At 39.3% G+C, this 18,348-nt stretch carries 19 protein-coding genes; 9 read left to right on the top strand and 10 right to left on the bottom strand.

The window, feature by feature from the left end:
- Positions 1 to 7 precede the first annotated feature (7 nt).
- From FUA48_RS11835 to FUA48_RS11805, 7 genes are all read left to right on the top strand, one after another.
- Entirely contained in the window at positions 8 to 1,567 is a 1,560-nt protein-coding gene (locus tag FUA48_RS11835; RefSeq protein WP_147583723.1) for a sigma-54 interaction domain-containing protein, read from the top strand.
- 278 nt (positions 1,568 to 1,845) lie between these two features.
- Complete coding sequence (locus FUA48_RS11830; protein ID WP_147583722.1) at positions 1,846 to 2,535, top strand: hydrolase; 690 nt, start codon at positions 1,846 to 1,848, stop codon at positions 2,533 to 2,535.
- Between the two features lie 107 nt (positions 2,536 to 2,642).
- Positions 2,643 to 4,442, top strand: a complete 1,800-nt coding sequence (locus tag FUA48_RS11825; protein ID WP_147583721.1) for an amidohydrolase — start codon at positions 2,643 to 2,645, stop codon at positions 4,440 to 4,442.
- Positions 4,443 to 4,444: 2 nt separating this feature from the next.
- Positions 4,445 to 4,870 carry a DoxX family protein gene (locus FUA48_RS11820; RefSeq protein WP_147583720.1) on the top strand — a complete coding sequence of 142 codons (426 nt, stop codon included), beginning with the start codon at positions 4,445 to 4,447 and terminating at the stop codon, positions 4,868 to 4,870.
- Positions 4,871 to 5,422: 552 nt separating this feature from the next.
- Positions 5,423 to 6,070, top strand: coding sequence for a hypothetical protein (locus FUA48_RS11815; protein ID WP_147583719.1), 648 nt, complete (start codon positions 5,423 to 5,425; stop codon positions 6,068 to 6,070).
- Positions 6,071 to 6,174: 104 nt separating this feature from the next.
- Positions 6,175 to 7,167 (top strand): bestrophin family protein, encoded by a 993-nt coding sequence (locus tag FUA48_RS11810; protein ID WP_147583718.1) that lies wholly within the window; start codon positions 6,175 to 6,177, stop codon positions 7,165 to 7,167.
- Positions 7,168 to 7,475: 308 nt separating this feature from the next.
- Positions 7,476 to 8,843 (top strand): alginate export family protein, encoded by a 1,368-nt coding sequence (locus FUA48_RS11805; protein ID WP_147583717.1) that lies wholly within the window; start codon positions 7,476 to 7,478, stop codon positions 8,841 to 8,843.
- Between the two features lie 237 nt (positions 8,844 to 9,080).
- On the opposite strand, the gene FUA48_RS11800 is transcribed toward FUA48_RS11805, so the two are convergent.
- The 4 genes from FUA48_RS11800 to FUA48_RS11785 form a co-directional block, all read right to left on the bottom strand.
- A complete protein-coding gene (locus tag FUA48_RS11800) occupies positions 9,081 to 9,470 on the bottom strand; it encodes a RidA family protein (RefSeq protein WP_147584992.1) in 390 nt (129 codons plus the stop codon).
- Between the two features lie 188 nt (positions 9,471 to 9,658).
- A complete protein-coding gene (locus FUA48_RS11795) occupies positions 9,659 to 10,219 on the bottom strand; it encodes a Crp/Fnr family transcriptional regulator (protein WP_147583716.1) in 561 nt (186 codons plus the stop codon).
- A gap of 555 nt (positions 10,220 to 10,774) precedes the next feature.
- Positions 10,775 to 11,482, bottom strand: coding sequence for a hypothetical protein (locus FUA48_RS11790; RefSeq protein WP_147583715.1), 708 nt, complete (start codon positions 11,480 to 11,482; stop codon positions 10,775 to 10,777).
- 75 nt (positions 11,483 to 11,557) lie between these two features.
- Positions 11,558 to 11,932 (bottom strand): DoxX family protein, encoded by a 375-nt coding sequence (locus FUA48_RS11785; RefSeq protein ID WP_147583714.1) that lies wholly within the window; start codon positions 11,930 to 11,932, stop codon positions 11,558 to 11,560.
- Positions 11,933 to 12,033: 101 nt separating this feature from the next.
- On the opposite strand from FUA48_RS11785, the gene FUA48_RS11780 reads away from it, so the two are divergent.
- Both FUA48_RS11780 and FUA48_RS11775 read left to right on the top strand, forming a co-directional pair.
- Complete coding sequence (locus tag FUA48_RS11780; RefSeq protein ID WP_129751296.1) at positions 12,034 to 12,396, top strand: winged helix-turn-helix transcriptional regulator; 363 nt, start codon at positions 12,034 to 12,036, stop codon at positions 12,394 to 12,396.
- Between the two features lie 73 nt (positions 12,397 to 12,469).
- Positions 12,470 to 12,961 (top strand): YqhA family protein, encoded by a 492-nt coding sequence (locus tag FUA48_RS11775; protein ID WP_147583713.1) that lies wholly within the window; start codon positions 12,470 to 12,472, stop codon positions 12,959 to 12,961.
- A 3-nt stretch (positions 12,962 to 12,964) separates the two neighbouring features.
- On the opposite strand, the gene FUA48_RS11770 is transcribed toward FUA48_RS11775, so the two are convergent.
- The 6 genes from FUA48_RS11770 to FUA48_RS11745 all read right to left on the bottom strand — a co-directional run bounded on the left by FUA48_RS11770 (position 12,965) and on the right by FUA48_RS11745 (position 18,339).
- Positions 12,965 to 13,750, bottom strand: a complete 786-nt coding sequence (locus tag FUA48_RS11770) for a DUF2490 domain-containing protein (protein WP_147583712.1) — start codon at positions 13,748 to 13,750, stop codon at positions 12,965 to 12,967.
- Positions 13,751 to 13,758: 8 nt separating this feature from the next.
- Positions 13,759 to 14,547: a transporter gene (locus FUA48_RS11765; protein ID WP_147583711.1), complete on the bottom strand. Its 789-nt coding sequence runs from the start codon at positions 14,545 to 14,547 to the stop codon at positions 13,759 to 13,761.
- A 113-nt stretch (positions 14,548 to 14,660) separates the two neighbouring features.
- Complete coding sequence (locus tag FUA48_RS11760; protein WP_147583710.1) at positions 14,661 to 15,251, bottom strand: OmpW family outer membrane protein; 591 nt, start codon at positions 15,249 to 15,251, stop codon at positions 14,661 to 14,663.
- An 11-nt stretch (positions 15,252 to 15,262) separates the two neighbouring features.
- Positions 15,263 to 15,868: a DUF4136 domain-containing protein gene (locus FUA48_RS11755; RefSeq protein WP_147583709.1), complete on the bottom strand. Its 606-nt coding sequence runs from the start codon at positions 15,866 to 15,868 to the stop codon at positions 15,263 to 15,265.
- A gap of 16 nt (positions 15,869 to 15,884) precedes the next feature.
- Entirely contained in the window at positions 15,885 to 16,958 is a 1,074-nt protein-coding gene (locus FUA48_RS11750; RefSeq protein WP_240732450.1) for a sulfatase-like hydrolase/transferase, read from the bottom strand.
- Between the two features lie 325 nt (positions 16,959 to 17,283).
- A complete protein-coding gene (locus FUA48_RS11745; RefSeq protein ID WP_240732449.1) occupies positions 17,284 to 18,339 on the bottom strand; it encodes an HAD family hydrolase in 1,056 nt (351 codons plus the stop codon).
- Between the last annotated feature and the right edge of the window lie 9 nt (positions 18,340 to 18,348).

The raw sequence follows: 18,348 nt of genomic DNA, 5'->3' as shown, positions 1-18,348 counted from the left end.
GTACCACATGACCCACAGTGCGGAAAATAACGAGATACTAAAAAGGATCATGCAGCGTGAGCAGGAACAGTTGCTACTGCTGTCACTATGCGAAAGCCTTGCCATGGCCGAAAACAGGGCTGATTTAAATCAGGTTGTAACCCAGGAACTGAAATCAAAACTGGGGTTTGAACATTTCTCACTGTTTCTCCAACACCAGGCTAAAGAAGGTCATGTTCTTTTTTACAGCAGTGAGCACCCTAAATTCCTTCGGTTTAAAGACGAGGTGCTCAAAACCGATTTTTTTGACAGGGTTTTAGGTTCTCCCGATCCTGTACTACTACCAACACCGGAAATAATCAAAACGGGGCTACAGCCTATTGTGGGTGATGGTTATAAAAACACCATCAGAAAGGCTTTATTTTACACTATTCCCTCAAAAAGATTTCAAGCCGTACTATGCCTTGGTTACAGTAAAGACGGGAAGACCGAACGGGAAGACCTGCGACTTGTAAGACAACTTTGTAACCAGCTTACTATAACCCTAACCAATATCCTTTTACTGGAGAGGCATATCTCCGTCAATGATCCTAAAAATCAATTGACACAAGATGAAAAAACGCCTGTTTCAAGCCAGCATATGGCTATTGAAGGAGACAGTGCGCCCATGCAAAAGGTACGTACCCTGATCAGTTTGGTTAGCCCTAGTGACACCGGAGTCCTGATACTCGGTGAAAGTGGTACCGGTAAGGAGCTTGTAGCAAGGGCCATACACGAAAACTCGGATAGGAAAAACAAAAATCTTGTCAAAATAAACTGTGCTGCCATCCCCGGAAATTTATTGGAAAGCGAATTGTTCGGCCATGAAAAAGGCAGTTTTACAGGTGCCATTTCCCAAAAGAAAGGAAAGTTTGAAATAGCCCACAACGGTACGCTTTTCCTTGACGAGATCGGGGAATTGCCAATGGATCTTCAGGTAAAACTATTAAGGACATTACAGGAAAAGGAAATTGAACGGATAGGAGGACATAAAGCCATAGCAGTAAATGTGCGTATAATAGCCGCCACTAACAGGGATTTACAGCAGGAGATCGCTAAAGGAAATTTCAGGAAGGACCTTTACTACAGGCTTAACATTTTTCCAATTTATATCGCCCCCCTGAAAGAACGGAAAGAAGATGTAAAAAGCCTGGCAAAGTTTTTTGTACAGCGTTTCTGTATCAAAAACAAACAGAATGTAAAAACCATTTCAGCAAAGGCAATGAGAAGTCTTGAAATGCATAACTGGCCGGGTAATGTTCGCGAACTGGAGCATACCATAGAGCGTGCCGTACTTTTGTCTCCCGAAAAAACAATTACGGAAATAGAAGTATCCTCCTATACCGATACAGTGCATACTACTGACAATAATACAGTCATAAAATCATGGCGTGAATTTGAAAGAGACTATCTCCTGAGTGTGCTTAAGTTTTGTAAAGGGCGCATATCAGGCGATAACGGTGCTGCTGCCCTTCTCGACCTTCCTTCCACTACCTTAAAATCAAGAATGGACAGGCTGGGCATCAAAAAAAGGCATTACCTGTCTTAACTGCATATATTGTTTTTATAATTCTTGTATTCCTCATTTGTTTAAAGAATATCAAAAAAATAAAAATTTCAGCTCTCTCCCGTTTAAAGCGTTCTTATACGCTTTTTTATTTACCCATTTACTTACTCACGTAAATCCTCTTCCATAAATTACTATATATCGTAACAACCAAATCTTACAAAAAACACAAACAACTGAAAATCAAATAACTAGAGATAAGGACCAGACTTTGCCTGTGAATTATAAATTAAATCATTAAAATTTAAAACACAGTAATTATGAAAAACCTAGTTGTAACCGCAGTTGTATTGTTTGCATCACTGACAGCTTTTGCCCAAAAACCAAGCCCGTCACTGTTAAGCCCAACCAACCACACCTTAGTACTGATAGACCACGAGAGCCAAATGGCTTTTGCAACGCAGAGTATCGCTATAGACCAGCTACGCAACAATACAGGCTTAGTAGCAGGAGCCTCAAAAATTTTCAGTGTACCCACAGTGGTTACGACAGTGGCCGAAAAATCGTTTAGCGGACCTGTTTTTGCCGAAATTGAAGAATTCTATCCACAGGCTACCTCAAACTATATCGATCGTACTACCATGAACACATGGGAAGATGCAAATGCCTACAAAGCCATTACCGGAAAAGGTAAGAAAAGACTTGTGCTTGCCGGACTATGGACAAGCGTATGCATTGTAGGACCGGCTCTTTCTGCAATTAACGACGGATATGAGGTATATGTAATTACCGATGCCTGTGGAGATGTATCTAAAGAAGCGCATGATATGGCTGTTACAAGAATGGTACAGGCAGGTGCCAAACCAATGACCTCTTTACAGTACTTATTAGAACTGCAACGCGACTGGGCTCGTCAGGAAACCTATAAGACCGTTACCGATTTGGTTAAAAAATACGGAGGTGCTTATGGTGTTGGGGTTCAGTATGCTCATGATATGCTAAAACATTAATAGCAACTTTTTTATCTGTAAAAAGGCTGTGTCCCCGTATTCAAATTGCTGATTAATACACAGCCTTTTTCTCCTTGAGTAATCAATTCATCTAAAAAAAATTAAATATGAAACAACGTATTACCCTTTTTGCATTATTGTTTTTTGCAGTATCGGCTATGGCTCAGTCGCCCGACCTGATAGTGTATAATGCCAAAATACATACGCTGGATAACAATAATACCATCAGTGAGGCCATAGCAGTTGCTAACGGAAAAATCATAAAAACCGGAAATGATAAACAGATACTTAAACTTAAAAGTAAAAGTACAACTGTTATAGATGCACATGGTAAAACCATGATACCTGGAATTTTTGACTCTCACATGCATATAATCAGAGGCGGACGCTTCTTTAATACTGAACTACGATGGGATGGTGTTCGTTCTCTTCAAAAAGCTCTTACCATGCTTAAAGAACAGGCGCAACGTACCCCTAAAGGCCAGTGGGTTCGTGTAGTGGGCGGATGGAACGCATGGCAGTTTGAAGAAAAAAGACTTCCTACCCTACAGGAAATAAACGAGGCTACAGGCGATGTACCAACCTTTGTACTACACCTTTACGGGCATGCCTATCTCAACAAAGCCGGACTAAAAGCCCTGAATATTAACCCGGACACCCCAAATCCGTCCGGAGGACTTATAGAGAGAGATATTCACGGAAATCCTACGGGATTACTGGTAGCAGAACCAAATGCTTTTATTCTTTATTCCACACTTTCTAAATTACCTGAGCTTACCGAAGAACAAAAAATAAACTCTACCAAATTGTTTATGACAGAAATGAATCGTTTGGGGGTTACAGCCATTATGGATGCCGGAGGAGGATTTCAAAACTATCCGGATGATTATGGCATTACCACAAAACTTTGTGAAAGCAATGAGCTAACCATAAGGATGCCCTACTACCTGTTTGCACAAAAAGCAGGAAGTGAACTTGCCGATTATACCCGCTGGATCAGTTCGGTAGAAATAGGACAGGGTTGTGATGTGCCTGATGATGGAGTTAAACGATTTGGTAAAATGCCCAAGATGGAATATCATGTTCAGGGAGGCGGAGAAAACCTGGTAATGAGCGCAGGAGATTTTGAAAACTTTGATAAGCCTAGGCCTGATTTAAATCCTGCCATGGAACAGCAGCTTAAAGCTGTACTTTCACTACTTATAAAAAACAGATGGCCTTTCAGGCTACATGCTACTTACAACGAAAGTATTACCCGTTTTTTAAATGTTATTGAAGAGATAGATAAAGAAACGCCTTTAGACGGCCTGCTTTGGTTCTTTGATCATGCCGAAACCATATCCGATGAAAACCTGCAAAGGGTAAAGGCATTAGGAGGCGGTATTGCCATACAGCACAGGATGGCCTATCAGGGTGAGAATTTCATAAAACGCTATGGCAAAGCCGCAGCGGCAAAAACAGTACCTATCAAAAAAATGACGGATATGGGTATTAAAGTCGGTATGGGTACAGACGGTACTCGTGTAGCCAGCTTTAACCCCTGGGTAGGCTTGTACTGGCTTACTACCGGAAAAACACTTGGCGGACTTAAATATATGGCTGAAGAAAACATACAGGACAGAACGGCTGCAATAAAACTATTCACTCAGGGAAGTGCCGCCCTTGTACGCCTGGATGCCGACAGAGGCATGCTTAAAGAAAATTATCTGGCTGATTTTATACTGCTTTCAGACGATTACTTTACTGTACCCGAAGACAGGATACTTAACATGCAATCGGTTTTAACGGTGGTTAATGGTAAGGTAGTATATGGTAATAATGAATTTGAGCAGTATGGCCCTGAAAAAGTAAAAGCTATCCCGGCATGGAGTCCTGTTAATTATTACGGAGGGTATCAAAACAAGTAATCATGAAAACCTTTTGGCAAAAAAATAATCGTAATTGGGATACAATAAGCCTTGGACTATTGTTTTTCAGGGTAGCAGTGTCTGTTGAACTTATCTTGGTTCACGGGCTTAAAAAAATGGGAGTTGGAGTCAGTACTGCCGAGGTAGTACCAAACCCGCTACACCTGCCCGAAGCCCTTAACCAAATATTTGCTACTACAGCAAATGTTATTCTTCCGCTATTTGTCCTTTTGGGAGTAGCAACAAGGCTGGCAGTACTGCCAATACTTGCTGTTACCCTTACAGGCTACTTTGTGGTACATGGCAGCGATCCGCTGCCGGAAAGAGATGTCCCCTTTATGTACAGTACATCATTCCTCTTGTTACTGATTGCCGGACCTGGGAAATACTCGCTGGACGCTATCCTATTCAAGAAAACTTCAGTATAAGAAGCATTTCACTTATTATATTGATACTTATGGTCTTTATAAATCGGAGTATTTGCTGGCTCCCTTGGAAATACTAATTGCTCAATCAGCCTGAAGTTAGATACCTAAACCCATTCGACAATTTAATTTATAAACATTTGTCTACTTACCACTCCTGTGCTGATATAATTTTGTACCAAACGATATGACAAACAGAAATTCTCGATATGATGTTTGATTACTAAAAAATATCAAAAAATTCTTCCTCAAAAAGTTCAGGAATTTGAGTTTGTAGTTCGCTTCTTAGCAACAAAATCTTTAGAAAAGGCCCGTTTCTTTTCTAGGAATGAGAATACTTCCTAATACTATTTCATCTGAAAAGGATTGCCAGAACTGCAATATACCGGTTCGGATGCTAGTGAATACATTGTTTTTTGTGATGGAGAGTTAATGGGAGTTCAAAAAAGTACATAATGGAAAAGTATGTTGTTCATACAAGCAACCCAGGTTATTAACCTATTAACATTAATAGAAATGAACATTATTAGTAAACCATATTCCAACAGATTATCCATGAGATGGACTTTTCCTGCCTTATTATTTATACTACTGTCTTTTGGGAATCACAGAACTCTTGCCCAGGTCCGAGATATTCCTATCGAGGTAGTTGTAGGGAATCGGGCCGTTGCCCATCAGATGTATCTGAATAAATATTTGGATTCCACCAGCCGCTTTGGGTATTTTGGATACCTACGATATGAAACACCCTATGAAAATCGGCGGGAAAGCACTTTTTTCGGACAGTCGTTGGTCTTTTATGATGTAGCGGAGGGCATTAGTCTCGGTGGTGGCGGTTATGTCAGCAACGTTGGTTTTTTACCCCAGCTCATTGCAGGATATAGTCGTAATACCGGCAACATCTCCTTAATGGCTTTCGGTACGTTTGAACCGGTAAAATCACCAAATAGCGAAATCTTCGTGCTTGTCACCTACAGCCCGCCATTGAATAAAAGTGGCAGCCTGAGATTATTCTCACAGCTAATGGGTTCTTATAATTTTAATTACAAAGACAATCTCAAATACAACTTTGCAAACCAGTACTTGCGGTTGGGGTTGGGCTATAAAGACTGGCAATTCGGCTTGGCCACTGATTTGGTACAAGAAAGACCCATTGGGTTGCTACCCACAAATACCGGTATATTTTTAAGACGATTGCTGTAAAAGCATGTAATCTCACTTTAAAAGTTCCATAGTTGTGAACCATCATTTGCTTACCAACATATTTTAGCATATTTCTATTTACCATAACTTTTAAAATCACTCACATGTACATAAAACGCTATCTCTCTCCACTTATCATTTACTATTACTCATGGCGAATGGTTCTTTTCAGCATTTTAACAGGTTCCATAGCTATTTTCGCCTATAAGTATTTAGGCTGGACCTGGGTTGCAATCCCCTGGCTGCCCGTATCGCTGGTAGGTACGGCTACTGCATTTTTTGTTGGATTTAAAAATAACCAATCCTACGACAGAAGCTGGGAGGCACGCAAGATCTGGGGCAGCATTACCAACCATAGCAGGTCATTTGCTGCTGCATTAAGGGCTTATGCCCTTAAAAACAATTCATCAGAAACAGACTCAGATGATGTTAGGGTGATGATACACAGGCATATCGCTTGGCTTTATGCTCTGAAACTAGCTATGAACCAGCGTACGAGCTGGGAGCATAAAGACCGTGCAAGCAAACGCCAGCGTACTATGCTGCATGGAAAGCAGGTTTCGTGTGATCTGCAAATTGAAAGCTACCTTACGGGTTTTGAGCACGTTGCACTTGATAAGAAAAAGAATCTCTCAACGCAGATCCTGGACAAGCAGTCACAGCACCTTGCCAGGTTACGACATGCAGGTGGGATTGACGCTTTTCAGCATGTTTCCTTACAGACTATCATTTCGAACTTGTATGACGAACAGGGAAAAACAGAGCGTATTAAAAATACACCATTTCCACGCCAGTATGCGACGACTTCTAATCTGTTCATTTTCGTCTTTTTGACATTACTTCCTTTCGGATTGTTGCAACAATTTGTCGAATTGGGTGAAAAATATTTGCTCCTGATTCCTTTTAATATGATTGTCTCCTGGGTCTTCCTATTCATGGAATATGTAGGAGATATTAGCGAAAACCCATTTGATGGCCTTTTAAACGATATTCCCATTGCCACTATCGTCCGAAATATTGAAATTGACCTGATGGACATGTTGGATGAGGAGCAGGTTCCGGAAAAGTTGCAGCCCTATTTCGGAGCCCTGTTTTAAAACTCTCCAAAAATGATATGAGACCTTTACTATTGAATACATCAGCAAACAACTCTTTGAGATCGCACAAAGTTTATTTTCTCACACATAACCAGCTTTAGGTGTATATTCTAGGAATCATTAGGTTATACTGACAGCTGCAAACCGAGAATTAGCAATCAACACAGGTAATTATGAAAAACTTTTGGCAAAATATCAATCTTATATGGTAAGACAAGCCTCGGACTGCTGTTAGTAATTGCCGGACCGGGGAAATACTCGATACGCGTTATCCTATTCAAAAAAACTTCAGCATAAGCATTTCACTTATGAAAAACTTCCTTATAATATTGTTACTCCTGACACTAACCGGCATACAGGCACAAACCCCACCCCGCTTCAGTTTCCTGCGGTATAATGATGATTTTGGTTATCTGGTAACAGATTCTACCTCTTCATTTTACAAAAAAATCAAGTATTTACCATTAGGCAATAATACTAACAATTATATATCCTCAGGCGGTGAAATACGCTTTCAGTATATAAATACCATTAATGAAAAATGGGGTGATGATTCTACAGGAAATGACGGTTACTTAATGACAAGATATCTGGCACACCTTCATTTACATACTAAATATATAAGGTTATTTTTTCAGTTACAAAGCAGCTTTGCATACAGTAAGATTGATGTGAGCCCTGTTGATGAAAACCCCCTGGATGTTCATCAATTATTTGCTGATGTGGTTTTTATGCAGCAACAGGACTCCGAGGTGTTTTTTAGGTTTGGACGGCAGGAAATATTGTTTGGTTCCCAAAGGCTTGTAAGCGTACGGGAAGGCCCTAACAGCAGACTGGCTTTTGACGGAGGTACAATTACTTATACCTCTGCAAATACTACCAACTGTTTGTTCTATACTCATCCCGTTGCTAACAGGCCCGAGGTTTTTGATGATCGCTTTAATACTGATGCAAAGCTGTGGGGTAACTATTTGGTTTTAAAAAATATTCCCTTTTTAAAAAACATTGATTTGTACTATTTGGGACTATATAAAAAACAAGCCGCTTTTAACGATGCTTCCGGTAAAGAAGTACGCCATTCCACAGGTATCCGCATCTGGAAAAACAAAGGTTCATGGCAATATGACTTTGAAGCAGTGGCTCAGTTTGGTAAAATGGAAGACAAAACCATTAGTGCCTGGACTTTGTCTTCCAATACCAGCTATCGGTTTTCAAATATAAAATTCAGTCCGGTGGCAGGGCTGAAAACAGAAATAATATCCGGCGACAGGCATTCCGATGATAATAAACTTGAAACATTTAACCCGCTATACCCCAGAGGGGCCTACTTTGGTTTGGTGGCATTGATAGGCCCTTCTAATTTATTTGATGTTCATCCATCAGTAAAAATAACCGTCAGTGAAAGAATAACTGCGGGTATTGATTATGATTTCTTTTGGCGGTGGAGTACTAATGATGGTATATATGCCCCTAACGTACAATTGCTATATGATGGTCAGGGATTAAGTGAAAAATTCATCGGTACTCAGCTTGCGGCAGATATCAACTTTGATGTAAATGCTTTTTTATCCCTAACAGTAGAAGGTGCCTGGTTTAACTCAGGGCCTTTTATTAAAGAAGCCGGAACAGGTAAAGATTATTATTACGGTGCTTTTACGGCACAACTCAGGTTCTAAACATCTATTTATTATTATAAAACTATAACGATGAAGGTTTGGCTTATGTCCTATAATCGGAAAAAGCCACGGTAACTACCACCATAACCAACTATAACGGGATGATTCAAAACTACGAATATAATAGGTCAAGGCAGTAATGAGCAGCCAATATCCCAAATAAATTATTAAACGGATAAGAAAAAAGGGAAGTCTTCAAAGAAGACTTCCCTTTTTGCTATTATTTACATTGCACGGTTATTTCACTACCGTGGCTTCAAGCTCCACTTTAAGGGTTTCAAACAAGCCTGTCACCTCCAACATGGTCAGGGCCTGCTGCATCCCGTGCTTTTCCACCCAGTCCTGAAGGATCTTAAAATGGGGCCATAGCTCTTCGGTAGAAGTGGTGTAAATCGTTAGGCGAACAATATTTTTACAATCGTAGTCTGCCTGATTAATCACTTTTTCCAGATTTTTGATGGCCAGCTCCAGTTGTGTTTTCATATCGGCTTTGCTGGATCGTCCCTCATCATCAATTGCCGTTTGGCCCGAAACATAAAGTGTACCCGTACTGTTCTTTACCTCTACTGCCTGGACATAACTGCGGGCATCCTGCCATGTCCAGGGGTTAATTACACGTTTTTCCATTTTTTCCTGATTTTTATCTTGCGAATACATTGCCGTTGTCGAATGAATTAAAAAAGCCGTTACTAATATTATCTTTTTCATTGTACTTTGTGGTTTTAATTACAAGTACAAAATTATCGATAGATTAGTAGTCTTACCTGTGATGTATCTCACAAGTATTAGACAACGATGTAATAAGGATGTATTTCCTATTGATATAAACGGCTTAAAGTTTCGCGGGATACGCCTAGGTACGCGGCAAGCTGGCTTTTGGAAACCCGTTGCAGCAGCGATGGATAACGCTTTAGCAGTTTTACGTACCTGTCCGTAGCATTGGAACTCAAAAGGGAGAGGATACGCTGCTGTGATGCGATATGTCCCGAAACCGCTTTCTGGAGAAAAAAATGTTCCATTTTAGGAAATGCGACACATAGTTCTTGGTAATCCTGTAACGTTAAGCAGAGGACATTGGTATCTTCGAGGCATATAAGAGACATTGTTGCCATCGTTCCGGTATTAAATGCCAGATAATCTGTTTCCCACCAGTCTTCCATAGCAAAAGAAAGGATATGCTCCTTTCCGGAGGCATCGGTATAGAGTAGCTTCAACAGTCCGGAAACCACAAAATATGTGTAAGGTACCATTTCATGCTGTCGGATTAAAAACGTTCCCTTTTTATATCGCTCTGCTCTGAAATAAGAGGATATGGCTGCAAACTCATCATCGGTCAATGCTACTAACTCCCCGATATGTCTTTTTAATTCCTTCATACAGCAGGCTATTTTTATTTACCATTGTAACTATGCAATTAACTACAGTTGAGTAGGTAGTGGCCTTGCAGTTCAAAGATAATAAACTTCTCCCGGTTGACGACCTAGTAAACGACCCGTAAAATAAGCTGGTAATCTTTGATTCTTTTTCTAGTAATCATCTACAATAAGGTGTACTACTTTGCCACTCTCATACAGCCAGAAATAATCCAACCTATAATTTAACGTATTGGCTTCGTAAATGATTGATTATAGTATGAATTTCTCCATTATAATGCTCAGCCTTGATGTATACAAGGAATAATTTATACCTTCGCATATATAGAATTAGTGTTCTTAAATAGTCGGATAATTAGCTTTTGCTATCATTATATAATCTGTGGCAAAATCGTGGCAATTTTATTTCCCGGATTTGCATTTGCAGGAATGACGTGGGTTTGAGCGATTAAGTTCGAATCCTGCTCTCCGCACAAAAAAAGCTTCGATGAAAATCGGAGCTTTTTTATACCTAAACTTAGTGTCTATCTAGTTATAAACATATTTCCACTTTCTATATTACTGGTTATCAATATATTCCTTAAAATATATATGTGACATATTTTCAAAACCCTGCCAGTTACATGTTTTATCCATTATTGTGTCTTTTAGCTCTGAAGAGTTAATCACATAAGTCATCATACCTGTACTATTACACTCGTTTTTACCTTTAATTGCTAAAAGTTCGGCTTCAAACTTTTGAATGGCCTTCTTCATTTTATCTGTTAGTAAAATTTCATAACCATCTTTATTAATATCATAGTAATTATCCCCTTCCCTCTTTATAGTATAAGAAGAAGTCATTGACGCCATACAGCCTCCAGATCTGCTTATTGTATATGAACTTCCGGATCTAAGATTATAAATAGGTGTTTTATTTATATAATTATCAGAATAAATAGAATCGTAAACAATTGTAATAGTCTTGGAATCACCATCATTTAGTTTAATTTTTCTTGAGATATAATCTCCAAGCATAGAAAAATATTTCAATTCATACTCATCATCCGGTAGGTTAATAAGCTTTATAGTATCATTTACATCAAAACCTTCATATCCTTTAATTTTATAGAACAAAGAATCACTTGTTTTAATATCCAAAAACAATAAATTAATAGATGCATTACAATTAGGATCTACTCTTGTAATAATTACATTAAGGCTATTATCGCCCTTATTACAGCTAAGAAGTAATATTGGAAACAAAAAAAGAAAAGCCTTTTTCATAGTGGTAGAATGTAAGGTAAAACAAAAAACCTCCCATAATGGAAGGTTCTAAAATAACTATAAAAATCTGATTAATCAGCTTTGTGCCTTTACAGCCTGTAATTTATGATAATAGGTATAAGAAACACTTAGTAATATCAATACAATAATAGGCGCTATTGCTGTTGCAAAACCCTGTACTACTGTGTGTGCTATAATAGCCGAGATAAACACGATACCAAAACCTGTATAGGCCCATTCCTTAAACCTGGCAGGGACCTGAGGCAGCAGTATAACAAACAAACCTATTATTTTTGCTATACCCAGCTCTATCCTAAAATAATCAGGGAAGCCCAAAAGCTTAAAAGCCTCTTCCATTTGCGGTATTAATAAATATAAAAATCCGGATACACCGCCCATAAGCATAGCCAGCGATGTTGTTATCCAATAAATAATCCTGTTTTTCTTCATTGTAAAAATCTGTTTGGTTTTATACCACAAACTTACGTACATTTACTTTCTAAAAGTTAGCAGTTACCCAAAGGTAAGCACTAACATACAGGTAAGTAAAAATGAAAAACTCAGAAAAAGTACACGACCAGCAAAGCTGTACGGCAGCCTTAAATGCCATGAGCGATTCCTTTTACGTTATAGGCGGTAAATGGAAACTTCGCATTATAATATCACTGCGTAACGGCCACACGCGTTTTAACGAGATACAACGCTCCATACCGGGACTCTCGGCAAAGGTTTTATCGGGCGAATTAAAAGACCTCGAGGCTAACGGACTTATAGAACGAAAGGTATATGCTGAAACTCCGGTTGTTGTAGAATATGTTATAACGCCATACAGCGATACTTTAGAGCCAGTATTGAATGCACTGGTTAGCTGGGGAGAGCAGCACCGCAACAAAATACGCGAAGGGGTCTTTTAAACTGTTACTATTTAATTTTAACATTTAAAGGAAATTACTTAACTTAGGATAAGTAATTCAAAACCCGCCAATTATGAAACTTCTTTTTACTTTATTGGGAAACCTGTCTAAATTAGTTTCACTGTTAGTATTTCTTTGCGGACTCGTAACACTCATTCTTGCAGGTGTTGATTTTGTTGAGGCGCTTAAGGTTGTTTTTGAAGATGCCACCAATAAACCTGCACTTATAGCTGCCGGCATGCTTAAAACAGTAGATTTTGTACTTATATCATTAGTATTTTTTATTTTTTCGTTGGGTATAAGCGTATTATTTACAGAAGAATCGGAAGAGAAAACAAAAATGGTAGCCGCATTACCTAAATGGTTACAGATGAAGAACCTTACCGAACTTAAAATAATATTATGGGAAACCATACTAACCACTTTTGTAGTTAGCTATATTGCCGATTTGGCGCTGCACAAAGTACTTAAGCACGGTAACTTTACCACGGCACAATTAATACTTCCGGGTGCTGTATTTTTACTGGCTGCGAGTTTGTACTTTCTTAAAAAAGGAGAAAAATAAAACCTACTTGTCAATAGCTGTTTTCTCTCTTTTAAATTTCCCTTTAAACAAATCTGAAAACAAATCGGTAAAAACCACATTTACCTGAATGGCATCATAACTTGAGGTTTTATCTGGTCTTGGCAAAAGTTCGTTTACATAAGACAGCTCTACCTGAAACTCATTGACAAATGAATAACCAAAACCAACAGTTAAACGGTTTCTGTCAAAAAAAGTGTTACCACTAATACTGCTTCGTGTTTTAAACATAACCTCATCAGACATAAACGTATAAATAACTCCAGGTTTAATTATAGGTCCGTTTAACGGATAGGTTGCCTTAGCCTGCATTCTTAACCGCATAACCACTTCAAAATAACCGGCATCATTTTCCAGGTGCCTGTCTTCCAGCCTGCCCCTTAAGTTGGTTCGCAGCCTGGTTTTTGTCATCAAATAAGTGAACTGTGCAGCCAACCTATGCTCGGGAGATTTGTCCTGTAAAAGCTCTGGCACGTTTGTATTGTAAAAAAAAGCATAGAAAAAGGATATCTTAACTCTTTCGGAGGGATAATAGTGTGCCCAGCCTCTGCCGTAAAACTGTATTAAATTGTAAAAAATATTATTATGCTCAGGTATACCACTGGTTGTTATACCCATATCGGCCTCAAGCGACCATTTCTCGTTAACATCCTTTACAAAAGCATACTCATTCCAAAACTGCATATAGTTTTCAGTTTGGGAATAAGCGGCAAAACCTGTTAGTAACAACAGGTAAAGCCATATCTTTTTATAATTATTGCCGGGAAGCACTTTGTTTATTATTTAGGGAAAAGGAAAATAAGCACGGCTCTCCAGCCCCAATCGGCTTTAGACCCATCGGGAGCTGCAAGGTTAAACCTTGGCCCAACAACAATAGATACTTTTTGCCCGCCCAGGCTTGTTACCCCGCTTAGTGTTGGGTTAAGCCATAAGGTAGTATTGCTGTTTTGCCAGTCCTGGGTCATTTCCATGTTAGCTCCCAGTCCTGCGCCACTTTTCCAGTTATAGGTAAAAAACGGCTGAAGGAACATTTGGCTCACATCGGGTCTGTCACTGCTACCAGCTACACTCCAAATCTGGTTTACAAGAGCACCATACGTCCATCCGTTAGATTGTTTTAAAGCAACAGCTGTTGGCCCAACACCAAACTTTTTGGTGGTTAGGTAATCGTCTGTACCTACCGGTAAAAGTAAAGCAGGCCCTACACCCCATGTAAGTCCGTTTTTAGAGTTTTTAGGACTCATAAAACTACTCACAACCGCATCGCTCAGTCCGTTTTGTTTCTCTCCCGGCCCGGTAATATTATATTGGGTTACCACAGGAAGGATTACCCTGTTTATCAGGTTCCAGTTCTCATTTAGGCTTACCGGAATAACAGGCTGAAAATTCATGGTATTTCTGGATCCGTTAAGGCCACCTATACCATAATCGCTGTTATTCTGAAAAGGTACGCTTATAAGCGATGCAATGGGGTTAGCTAGTTTTTTGGCAAGCGCTTCTGCATCGTCCTGTGCTTTTACTGTAAGCATTCCTAAAAAAAGGAAAGCAGATATAAATATTTTTTTCATAGAGCTTAAGTATTAGTTAATGATAATTCTTGTTAGATATATTTAAACCCCAACCCTGCTTAGGATTGGGGATAAAATGATTATAACCATAACCTATTTAAATGAAACTAACTTTAATAAAACCACACTGCCCCTATCATTACAGATGAATAGGTCATACTACCCACATTATCTATATCAGAAGCATAATTGTATCTGTAAGAAAGGTTAAGCCCTATATTAGCGGCTGCTTTATACTGAAGGCCCACTTCAGGCTTAACCAAAAATGCCCAGCCGTCGTTTACAACTTCAAAAATCCCTATATCGGCTCTTTTGTCTACATACATAGTGCCCAAGCCTATGCCTAAGTAAGGCTTTACATTAGGGCTGTTACCAAAATAATATGCCCCGTTTATATAAAGTGGTAATGCATTTACATAGTTAAACTGTTTACCCGAAAGGGTTTGTGTACCATCGGTTAGTGAGCTGTATCCCTTTTCTTCATAAAAGGTTTGCAACCCAATACCAAATCCGATACTTACATTGCTCTTTAACATAAAAGCATAATCTACGGCTACTCCCCTTCCGCTTACGTTATCGGTAAAATCCTTAAGGTCACCCGAAGGAAGCCCAATTGAATAATTTACCGAACCAAACGAATCCTGAGAAAATCCCTGTGCGCATATAAGGGAAAAAATTGCTATTAAAACTATTTTTGTCTTCATATTACAGGGAGTTAATTGTTAAACGGAGATTGCATAAATGCCTGATCGATGTTAGTGTCTATCCTGTCTATTATATAGGCATCACTACCTTCTAAAAGGCCGTTTACAACACATACCCATTCTACCGGCACCTGATTATCTACAATGCCCGAAGGGCTTGTCATTTGTATCACTACCGTACCTACACTAAATCCGCTTACATATGTTGGGAAGTAGCCCGGGTAGTACCAGCCCCATCCTGGAAAATACCCCGGATAATACCAGCCCCACCAGTCTACACTATAGTATAGGAAATTAGAGTCCATTGCAGCAGCAAGCACTATAATATCAGGGTCATCGTTTTCATCCACTTCTGTCCATCCCTGTGCGTTAAGGTTAGTCCTCAACGAGTTTATTATAGCATTACTAAAATTAGTATCTATAAAATCGGGGTTGAAATTCTGGCTTCCGGATACATCAATTACTCCATCGGGTAATGAATAAGTATATGTTTGAGAAAAATTAAAATCAGGAGAATAATTCGTATAAACCGAGTCGAGTTCATCTGTATACTCAGGTCCGTCAGGATAACAGCCTGTTAGTAGTATAAACAGAGAAAAAAGTAAAATTTTACGCATAACAATCTTGTTTTAGTTAAAAAAAATCGGTATACTCAGAGAAGCCTGCATATACCTCAGCCAGTTTTGCAAACAGTTTTCTCTCATCGGCATTAAGATCTTTCCACGGACGAACATAGTCGGCAGGGTTTGAAATATTTGGCGGAAGCGGATTAAAGTCGGTTAGTTTGGTATCTTTAGGGATAATACCTTTTGCAATCATACGTGGTACTACCCAATTGCGATAGGCATCATAACCTTCGTCAAACTTGCCTTTGTATTTGTCTATAAATTCCTGTGGTGCATGGTGCGGTGCATGGTTAGCTCCCGGGCAAAACCACATATACCAGGGCTTGGAAGGATTGGTCGCTTTTTGATCCTGAATATACTGTATGGCCTTATCAGCTAAATCTTTAGATAAGTGATACCCATCTTCAGGTCCATAAGGCTGCTCTGTAAAATGATTGTCCTCTACAAGGTCAGGATACCACTGGTTAGTTTCTCCACCTAAGAAGCCATAATAACGGTCAAAACCTAACTGTGTAGGCCATTGGGTTCTTGAAGCTCCCGATGCCACATCCTGTTCCGGCACGTTGTGATCTTTACCTATCCAAAATGTACTCCAGCCGTTACTTTGTAATATTTGGCCAATTGTAGCACACTGTTTAGGTATACGGCCGTGTGCACCGGGAAAACCGTTAGCGGTTTCTGTAATTGCAGCATTACCGGTTAAGTGGTGGTTACGCCCTGTTAATAAGGTAGAACGTGTAGGCGAACATAAGGCAGTAGTGTGCCATTGGCTGTAAATAAGGCCATTATCGGCAAGTTTTTGCAGGGTAGGCATGTTAATAGCACCACCATAGGGTGACCAGGCTGCCTGCCCGGTATCGTCAAACAATACAAACAATACATTAGGTGCTCCTTCGGGTGCCGATTTAAGTGTATACGGGTCCCAATCGGCTTTAGAGTCCCTCACATCGAGCTCTATAACCCCTTTAAAGTTTTCTTTTCTTACCTGTCGGGGGTCAGACTGGGCAAAGGTTTTTGTTAATCCGGGAACAAGGCATAAAAGCACAAGCATTACGCCTTTTTTCATTGTAGTAACATTCATAACTAATTAATTTAGTGGTTCGATTAGATTTCAATAAATAGTAAAATCTATTGGTTAATGATGAAAATTAATTTTCCGCCAGTGATTAGTCCTGTGGTAGAGGCTCAAAGTCGTGCCAGGGTACGGCCGACCACTAATTGAATGAAAGTAAAAATAATGGTAGTGATTACAGTTTGTAATGGTTGATTTTTGCGTTTTTTATAAAAAATATTCTTAAACTCCTATTAAAATTAACAAAACATATTGCTGCAAAACAAGCTATTAACACTTTTTTGGGAATTGTTTTACAAAAAGAAGCCCTGATTAGTCAAGGCTTAAACAAAATTTATTTATCTGAATTGTACACTTTATTCCAGTCTTCTTTCATGTTAACTACTGTCCAGCCTTTTTGGCTGGCTTCATCAAGGCCTTTATCTAATTTCCCTATATGCGATTCTCTGTCGTAAGCCCACTCCCTTATGGAATCGGTATGGTGTACATACAGTTCAAAATTTTTGTAACTGTTTGAAGCGGCATATTGCAGCATCTGTAAATCGCCATCAGAATTTCCTGCTGCAAAAACAGGCTTGCGCCCTATAAATTTATTTATGGCAACAGGCTTACCTTCCTTGTCATCCATAAATTCAAGCTGAGGCAATATTCTTATAACCGGGTTTCCATTATTGTAGTCAAACTCGGTTTTATTACTGCTGCCTACAGTCTGGTTTTTTGGTATACCATAAACACCTTCGGCCCAGGCGCGCATAAAGCTCAAACCTCCACCTGAAACTATAAATACCTTAAAGTCGTTTGCCTGTAAATATTTTACAAGCTCCAACATGGGCTTAAAGATTAAATCAGTATAGGGTACATTTTTAGTTGGGTGTTTGGCGGTAGCAATCCAGTCTTTTACAATGGTATCAAACTCATCGGTAGTTACACCGCTGTGCGATACCATTACTATTTCCATAAGGCCTTTTTCTCCCTGCTGCATGAGTGCGTTCATATCGTTTTCCAATACGGCTTTATATGGCTGCTTGTTTTTCCATTCTGGATGGTCTGCCGAAAGGGATTTTATCCTGTCCATGGCAAAAAACAACTGGAAATAAGCCGGTTGCTCGCTCCAGAGGGTACCATCATTATCAAATGTGGCAATACGATCGGCTATCGGAATAAAATTAGCACTCCCATCGGTAGTAACATCTTTTACATAATTAATAATAGCCTCTTTGTTGGGCCCGTCATTCCATGATGGTAACGGGTCACTACTTTCGTTTACCTGAGTAATTTCTTTTCCTGACTCAGTATCTTTTGCAGGCTCCTGCTTACATGCCGATAATGAAATAAAAAGCATGAAGAAAGCAAACAGCCTTGTTACAGGGGTATTTATTTTACTATTCATAATTAATAT

Source organism: Flavobacterium alkalisoli (assembly GCF_008000935.1).
Classification (GTDB): Bacteria; Bacteroidota; Bacteroidia; order Flavobacteriales; family Flavobacteriaceae; genus Flavobacterium; species Flavobacterium alkalisoli.
This window is presented reverse-complemented; position numbering and strand designations above follow the sequence as displayed.

Bases quoted from the DNA above. Each gene is read 5' to 3' on its own strand.
- FUA48_RS11835 (WP_147583723.1), top strand. From the start codon at position 8: ATGACCCACAGTGCGGAAAATAACGAGATACTAAAAAGGATCATGCAG.
- FUA48_RS11830 (WP_147583722.1), top strand. From the start codon at position 1,846: ATGAAAAACCTAGTTGTAACCGCAGTTGTATTGTTTGCATCACTGACA.
- FUA48_RS11825 (WP_147583721.1), top strand. From the start codon at position 2,643: ATGAAACAACGTATTACCCTTTTTGCATTATTGTTTTTTGCAGTATCG.
- FUA48_RS11820 (WP_147583720.1), top strand. From the start codon at position 4,445: ATGAAAACCTTTTGGCAAAAAAATAATCGTAATTGGGATACAATAAGC.
- FUA48_RS11815 (WP_147583719.1), top strand. From the start codon at position 5,423: ATGAGATGGACTTTTCCTGCCTTATTATTTATACTACTGTCTTTTGGG.
- FUA48_RS11810 (WP_147583718.1), top strand. From the start codon at position 6,175: ATGTACATAAAACGCTATCTCTCTCCACTTATCATTTACTATTACTCA.
- FUA48_RS11805 (WP_147583717.1), top strand. From the start codon at position 7,476: ATGAAAAACTTCCTTATAATATTGTTACTCCTGACACTAACCGGCATA.
- FUA48_RS11800 (WP_147584992.1), bottom strand. From the start codon at position 9,470: ATGGAAAAACGTGTAATTAACCCCTGGACATGGCAGGATGCCCGCAGT.
- FUA48_RS11795 (WP_147583716.1), bottom strand. From the start codon at position 10,219: ATGAAGGAATTAAAAAGACATATCGGGGAGTTAGTAGCATTGACCGAT.
- FUA48_RS11790 (WP_147583715.1), bottom strand. From the start codon at position 11,482: ATGAAAAAGGCTTTTCTTTTTTTGTTTCCAATATTACTTCTTAGCTGT.
- FUA48_RS11785 (WP_147583714.1), bottom strand. From the start codon at position 11,932: ATGAAGAAAAACAGGATTATTTATTGGATAACAACATCGCTGGCTATG.
- FUA48_RS11780 (WP_129751296.1), top strand. From the start codon at position 12,034: ATGAAAAACTCAGAAAAAGTACACGACCAGCAAAGCTGTACGGCAGCC.
- FUA48_RS11775 (WP_147583713.1), top strand. From the start codon at position 12,470: ATGAAACTTCTTTTTACTTTATTGGGAAACCTGTCTAAATTAGTTTCA.
- FUA48_RS11765 (WP_147583711.1), bottom strand. From the start codon at position 14,547: ATGAAAAAAATATTTATATCTGCTTTCCTTTTTTTAGGAATGCTTACA.
- FUA48_RS11760 (WP_147583710.1), bottom strand. From the start codon at position 15,251: ATGAAGACAAAAATAGTTTTAATAGCAATTTTTTCCCTTATATGCGCA.
- FUA48_RS11755 (WP_147583709.1), bottom strand. From the start codon at position 15,868: ATGCGTAAAATTTTACTTTTTTCTCTGTTTATACTACTAACAGGCTGT.
- FUA48_RS11750 (WP_240732450.1), bottom strand. From the start codon at position 16,958: ATGAATGTTACTACAATGAAAAAAGGCGTAATGCTTGTGCTTTTATGC.
- FUA48_RS11745 (WP_240732449.1), bottom strand. From the start codon at position 18,339: ATGAATAGTAAAATAAATACCCCTGTAACAAGGCTGTTTGCTTTCTTC.